The organism is Rhizobacter sp., from assembly GCF_046595475.1.
GTDB lineage: Bacteria > Pseudomonadota > Gammaproteobacteria > Burkholderiales > Burkholderiaceae_C > Rhizobacter.
This window is the reverse complement of record NZ_JBKJOQ010000031.1, coordinates 45,388-52,146: the sequence shown is the minus strand read 5'-3', so window position 1 is coordinate 52,146 and position 6,759 is coordinate 45,388. Positions and strand designations below refer to the sequence as shown.

The 6,759-nt window shown below is 64.0% G+C and carries 3 protein-coding genes; all 3 read right to left on the bottom strand.

The window, feature by feature from the left end; translation table 11 throughout:
* The coding region (locus tag AC30QB_RS05880; RefSeq protein ID WP_489545255.1) for a hypothetical protein at positions 1–743 on the bottom strand (743 nt) is incomplete at its 3' end.
* 39 nt (positions 744–782) lie between these two features.
* Positions 783–3,869: a type VI secretion system Vgr family protein gene (locus AC30QB_RS05875; RefSeq protein WP_489545254.1), complete on the bottom strand. Its 3,087-nt coding sequence runs from the start codon at positions 3,867–3,869 to the stop codon at positions 783–785.
* Positions 3,870–4,010: 141 nt separating this feature from the next.
* Entirely contained in the window at positions 4,011–6,722 is a 2,712-nt protein-coding gene (gene tssH / locus AC30QB_RS05870; RefSeq protein ID WP_489545253.1) for a type VI secretion system ATPase TssH, read from the bottom strand.
* Between the last annotated feature and the right edge of the window lie 37 nt (positions 6,723–6,759).

The window sequence follows — 6,759 nt, the reverse complement described above, 5'->3', positions numbered from 1 at the left end:
ATCTCCTCGAACTCGTCGAAGTCGCTTTGCGGCACCATGATCAGCTCTTGGTCTGATGGCGAGAGCAGGATGGGGAGGCTGGTCTTGCCTGCCAAGCTGGCTTGATGGGCGGGGTTGGGCGCCGTGGTGACCCGCACGGTCTTGAAGGGCTGCTCGTAAAGGTGAAGGGCCTGCCCTTTGATCAGAGGCGTCAGCCGCGTGGTCGGAACCTTGACCGAAGCACCTGGCAGCTCGAACTTGAACACCACATTGCTGGCGCAAAAAATGATGCCGGTCTCGCCTTGCGCGCTGGTCGTGCCGATGACGTTGCTCGACTTAACGAGGTCTTTGGCTACGGCCTCTTTGCCGTTTGAGTCAAGCGCATAGGCCGTGAACTTGGCGCCCGCAATGGGTTTGTTGTCAGGGTGGGTGTGAAAGCGAACGCTGTAGTAGGGCTTGATGCGCAAGCGCTTGAGAACGATGCCTCCGTTGGCGCGCGGGCCGATTCCTATCTCCGGGTCGTTGTCCGGCTCGGCTTCATCGACATCTGGCTGGGCCCAAGCGCCTGAATTCGCATCGCGCACTTTGAGCTGATATTTGCCACCGTTGGAGCTGCACAAAAAATCTTGGGTCTCGCCGCGCGCGTCGGTCTGCCCAGCCGCTTCGATGGCGTCACCCGAAGTGACGACCTGGTAGCGCACGCCCACACATGGGTAGTCGGCAGTGCCATTTTTGTAATAGAGCTTGAACTTGCCTGTCGCCATGAATGGGCGCTCCCTGTCTTCTTGTGTGGATTGCTTCTGCTACTCGTCTCGGCTGAGGTAGAAGCCCTCGTGATCTGCGTCATCGATGTACACATTCACGCTCTTGGGGCCATCGGTCACCACCCGCTCGGTCTCCCCCTGGGCATTCGTTTTGCCGCTTCGGGTACTGCCGTCTGGCATCAAGAGCACGTAGGCTTTCCCGGCAAGAAATTTGCCGCTGGCATCTCTAGCCACAAACTTCAAATAGTGTTGGCTGGCGGACGTGTCGCCAAGATTTGAAATCTTGGCGAAATTCAGAGAGGTTACCGGGGCCGCAGCACCCGCCGTCAACTCCTTCATCGCCGCCTTGAAGCTCGCCGGCCCCGAGGTGGTGAGCGTGATCGCCCCGCTAGTAATGCGCAGACTGGCGCCACCCGCGGTGAGCAGCACATGCTTGGGCGATCCCATGGTGATGGCGTTGGTCACGCTGCTCACTGCGATCGATTTGTCGGCCGTGAGGCTCAGCCTATTCGCCTGCGCTTGCACGCTCACGTTGCCGGTGGCCGCATGCAACTGCATGCCCGTCTCGGCATTCGCCTTGCTGCCGTTTTGCGCCTTGCCGTAGGTGAACAAACTCAACCCGGCTTTCACCGCAACGGCCGTGTGGCGCTGGCTTTCGATGTTGATGTCTTGCCCCGCCGCCATGCTGGCCGTTGCGCCCGCGCTCATCACGTGATGCGCCGGCGTGGCACTGCACACGCCGCCGGGTGCGCTGATCAGCAGGTCGGGCCGACCCCAGGCTGCAACGGTACCGGCGCCGCCTTGAATGGCCACGATGTCTTGAGCTTCGCTGGCGTCTGCGCCACCCTGGCTGTCGGTCTGGCCGAGGCTTTCGGCGCTGGCTTGCTGCGCTTTGCGGGCCAGCATGTCTTTGGGCTGCGCTTCACCGCTGAGCTTGGCGTTGTGCTTCTGCGCGGTGTCGCTCAAGGTCTGGGTCAGCTCGCCCGCTTGCTCGATCTGCGCAATGCCTGCGCGAGCCTCGATGCTCTGCGCACTGGCTTGCGTGCCTTGCGCTCGCGTGTAGGCACTGAGATGAAGGCCTGAGCCGGCGCGTACCGCTCCGTAGGCGGCAGTGCCCAGGTCCAACCCATGCCCACGCTTGGCCAGGCGCTGGTTGTCGTTTTGCTGGATCAGGTGGCCCAGCTGCAACCACGTGGCGGCTGTAGTGCTGCCCAGAGTTGTGCGGGCCTGGCCGGGGCTGTCGTCGAGCACGAGCTGGTTGTAGCCACCGCTGCCGCTCTGGCTGCTGTCCAAGCTCTGGCTCTTGAAGCCCGCGAGCACTGGGCCGTGCTGGTGGCCTTCCAACTCACCCGCCTTCTGATTGCCCGGAAACCACGGGCCGGCGTTGCCGATGGCCGTGGCAGCACCGGCCGTCACTTGGTTGCCCTGCGCCTCGGCCGTGCCTTGGCCGTTGTAGACGCTGCCGATGACGACGGGCCGGTCGACGTCGCCTTCGACAAAGCTCACCAGCACTTCTTGGCCTAGCCGTGGCGTGAAGTGGCCACCCCAGTTGGCGCCCGACCAGGCCTGGGCCACGCGCACCCAGGTGCCGGTGCTGTCGTCGCCAGGCGCATTGCTGCCGGCTGTGTGATTGAGGCGGTGTGCGCTTTGCGCACCGCGTTGCCAGTGAAACTGAATCTTGATGCGGCCATCGCGGTCGGTGTGCACTGGCTCGCCCAAGCCCACAACAATGGCCGTCTGTGCGCCGCTCACTCGTGGCCGCGTGAAGACGATGTCGCCTTGCTCGTTGACGCCCCCGGCTGCGCGCACGGGAATGCTGGCGTCTTGAGCCAGAAGCTGCGCTTGGTAGAGAGGCTTGACGCCGTCGTTTGCGTGGGTAGTGGCCGAGCCTTTGAAGAGACTGGGCTTGGGAGCGCGCTTGGCCGGTTGGTCGTCGGCTTGCGCGGCAAATGCTTGCGGCACTTTGCCGAGCAGCGATTGCAAGCTGGTGCCCAGGCCTGCACTGATGTTGTTGCGCGCACGGTGCTGCACGGCGAGCGTCACCCATTGCGTAGTGGGGTCGACGCTCGCGTGGTCACTCAAGGTGAAGGTGGTGCCGCAGGCGGCTTGCCGAAATGCGCCCTGCCCCTGGTAGCGGTAGGCCGGCGCCTGGATGGCTTCGAGCTGGCGCTGGACGATGCGCTCGGCCTGGGCCGCGTCTTCGTAGGCATAGGCGCCGGGCTGGTCGCGCAGGCTGAGCTGCATTTCTGCGGGGCTCAAGCGAGCATCGCCTAGGGCCTGAGCGCTCATCTGCTGCACGCTGCTGTGATCCCAGCTACCAGCGGCGAGCGTTGTGGCGGCCACGTGGCGGGTTTCGTTAAAGCGCGTCAGGCTGTCTTCTTTGAAGCTGGCTGAAGCGCTCTGGGTGTAGCGCACCCGGGGCTGCACGTTGGGCTTGAAGCTGCCGTTGTGGTCGGCGATCACCAGGGTGTGCTGGCCGAACGTGTCGCTTTCAGTGGCCTGGTGTTCAAACCAGCAGAACAAGCCCTCTTCGGCCAACAGGCGCTGCACGAAAGCAAGGTCACTCTCGTGGTACTGCATGCACAGGCTGCGCCGTGGGTAGAGAGAAGCATCAGCCAGCTCCCAGCGCCATGCCGGTGCCAGCTTGCCTTGCGCCTGGTAGTCGGCAAACACCTCGTCGATGATCTGCATCACCGTCTTGTCTTGGAAAACCCAGGCGTCTTGCCGGTGGCCCAGGAAGCTCAGCCAGGGCTCGATGGTGAGCTTGTAGCGCGCCAGGCCACCGTCGCTGCCAAGCAAGGCGAAAGCGGTCACATGGCCGTGGAAGGGCCGCAACACGGTCGCGCTTTGCTGCGTCAAGAGATCGAGCCGTACGGGCTGGCCGATTAGGTTTTTGAGCTGCAGGTGGGCGTTGGTGCTGAGCGCGAGCACTTCAAGCTTGAAGCCGGTGGCCGCAGCGCCGCCGGGCGCGCGCGGGCCGATGGTCTCGGTGCCGTGCATGCGCTCGGCCAGCAACACGTTGGGCCCTAGCGGGGTGTGCAGGCGCAAGAGGCGCTGATTTTGGCTGGGGCCCAACGCTGCCAGCACAGCTTGCACCAAGGACTGAACGGCAGACAAAACGGTCATGTAGAAAGGCTGTGATGCGAGGATGCGGGGCGTAGAAAGCCGAGTTCAGATCATCGGCGTGAGAGAGGCAAACCATCAATCCCTCATAGGGACGACGCGCCACAGTTACAGATGAAACTTACGTAACGGCACGGCGCGGTATCACTTGACGCTGTACTTGAATTTGCCGTCTTTTCCGGCGCTCACCTTGATGCGCGCAATGGCCAGCCCTTCGGCCATGCGGGCCAGCACGCTTTCGGCGATCTCTGGCAGTAGCGTGCCGGTGAGGATGTGGTCGACCGCGCGCGCGCCGGTGTCAACCTCGGTGCAACGGGCCAGCACCGCTTCGACCAACCCTTCGTCGTAGTCGAACTGGGCCTTGTGGTTGGTGGCCACACGCGCGGCAATGCGGCCGAGCTTGAGGCGAATGATCTGCTCCAGCACGTCGTCAGAAATCGGGTAGTAGGGCACCACCTTCATGCGGCCGAGGAAGGCTGGCTTGAACGCCTTGTAGAGCTGAGGCCGCAGCTGCTCGGTGAGGGCATCGGCGTCGGGCACTTCTTCGGCCGGCTTGTTGAGGCAGGCCTGCATGATGGCTTGCGAGCCGACGTTGCTGGTGAGGATGATGAGTGCGTTGCGGAAGTCGATCTCGCGGCCCTCAGCGTCGTCCATCACGCCTTTGTCGAAGACCTGGAAGAACATCTCGAGCACGTCGGGGTGCGCTTTCTCCACCTCGTCGAGCAACACCACGCTGTAGGGGCGGCGGCGCACGGCTTCGGTGAGCACCCCGCCTTCGCCATAACCCACATAACCGGGGGGCGAACCTTTGAGGCCACTCACGGTGTGGGCCTCTTGGTACTCGCTCATGTTGATGGTGATCATGTTGCGCTCGCCGCCGTAGAGCACGTCGGCCAGAGCCAACGCGGTCTCGGTCTTGCCCACACCCGAGGGGCCTACAAACATGAACACACCCTTGGGCTTGTTCGGGTCTTCGAGGTTGGCGCGCGCAGTGCGCACGCGCTGGGCCACGGCTTCGAGCGCATGGTCTTGGCCGATGATGCGCTGTTGCAAAGTGGGCAACAGGCTAAGCACGGTCTTGATTTCGTCCTTGACCATCTTGCCCAGCGGAATACCCGTCCAGGCGGCGACGATCTCGGCAACCACGGTGCCGTCCACCTGCATCGGCACCATCGGGCTTTCGCCTTGCAGGGCGGCCAACTCGGCCAGCCTGGCTTGCAGGGCGGCGTGCTCGGGTGACGCAGGCCCGGCTTTTGCCTTGCCGGCTTTACCTGTCTTGGGCTTGGCGTCGGCCTCGGCAGTGACGGTGGCCGCGGGCTTGGCCTCCAGCGCGGCGCGCATCTCGCGTACCTGGCTGACGAGCACCTTCTCTTGCTCCCAGCGCGCCTTGAGCGCTGCAGCCTTGTCACTCAGCTGCTGCTGCTGCTCGGTCAGTTCGGCCAGGCGGGCAGCGTGGTTGGCACCGGCGGCGGACTCGCGCTCCAGCGCGCCACGCTCGGCTGCCAAGCGGTCGAGGTGGCGCTGCGTGTCTTCAATCGCCGACGGCGTGGCGCTTTGGCCCAGCGCCACCTTGGCGCAGGCGGTGTCGAGCACGCTGATGGCCTTGTCAGGCAGCTGGCGCCCGCTGATGTAGCGAGCCGAAAGGCGCACGGCCTCGGTGATGGCTTCGTCGAACAGCCGCACATTGAAGTGCTTTTCCATCAGGGGCGCCATGCCGCGCAACATGGCCGCGGCCAGTGTCTCGCTGGGCTCTTCAACCTTCACCACCTGGAAGCGACGGGCCAGCGCGGCGTCTTTTTCGAAGTACTTCTTGTACTCGCTCCAGGTGGTGGCAGCCACCGTGCGCAGCTCGCCGCGCGCGAGCGCGGGCTTGAGCAAGTTGGCCGCATCGTTCTGCCCCGCCTGGCCGCCGGCACCGATCATGGTGTGGGCTTCGTCAATGAACAGGATGATCGGGTGCGGGCTCTTCTTCACCTCGTCGATCACGTTCTTCAGGCGGTTTTCAAACTCTCCCTTCACCGATGCACCGGCCTGCAGCAAGCCCATGTCGAGCGTGTGCAGCTCCACGCCTTGAAGCGGCGGCGGCACATCGCCTGTCGCGATGCGCAAGGCCAGGCCCTCAACCACCGCGGTCTTGCCCACGCCCGCCTCGCCCGTGAGGATGGGGTTGTTCTGGCGGCGGCGCATCAGGATGTCTATGCACTGGCGAATCTCGGGGTCGCGGCCGATCACCGGGTCGACCTTGCCATCGCGCGCACGTTGCGTGAGGTTGGTGGTGAACTGATCGAGCGCGGGCGTCTTGCCCGGGCCAGCGGCCTGCTCTGCCGCCTCTTCATCGGTGCCAGGTGCAGGCGCATCGGCGGCACGCACGGTCTCGCCGGCTTCCTGCGAGCCTTGGGTCAACTCAGTCAGCTTGTGCTTCAGCTCGTCGAGCTTGAACTTCACGAACAACTTGGAGCCGCGGTACGCCAACTGGCTCAGGCTGGGCTCGGTGAGCAGGGCCAGCAACAGGTGGGCGCTGCGGATGCGCGTGGTGTGCGACTCTAGCGATGCAATCAGCCAGGCGTGCTCGAGCAGCACGGGCAGGTGCTGAGAGAACACTGGCGTGCGTGTGTTGCCGGTCTTGAAGCGGGCAATCTCGCTTTCAAGATCGCGCTGGAGCTCGGTGGAAGAAATGCCCGACTTCTTGCACAGCAGCGCGAAGTCGCACTGCGGGCTTTCCAGCAACGCAAGGAACAGATGCTCCAGGTCGACCTCGTAGTTGCCGCGCGCCATGCACAGGCTGGCGGCGCGCTCCGCGGCACGCCGCGTGGTGTCGTTGAGCTTGGAGATGAGGGTCTTGAGGTTGTTGGACATGAAACGTGGGTGATGACAGCGAGGGTTCTTGTGAAAT

Coding starts and splice junctions, on each gene's coding strand:
- AC30QB_RS05875 (WP_489545254.1), bottom strand. CDS start 3,869: ATGACCGTTTTGTCTGCCGTTCAGTCCTTGGTGCAAGCTGTGCTGGCA.
- tssH (WP_489545253.1), bottom strand. CDS start 6,722: ATGTCCAACAACCTCAAGACCCTCATCTCCAAGCTCAACGACACCACG.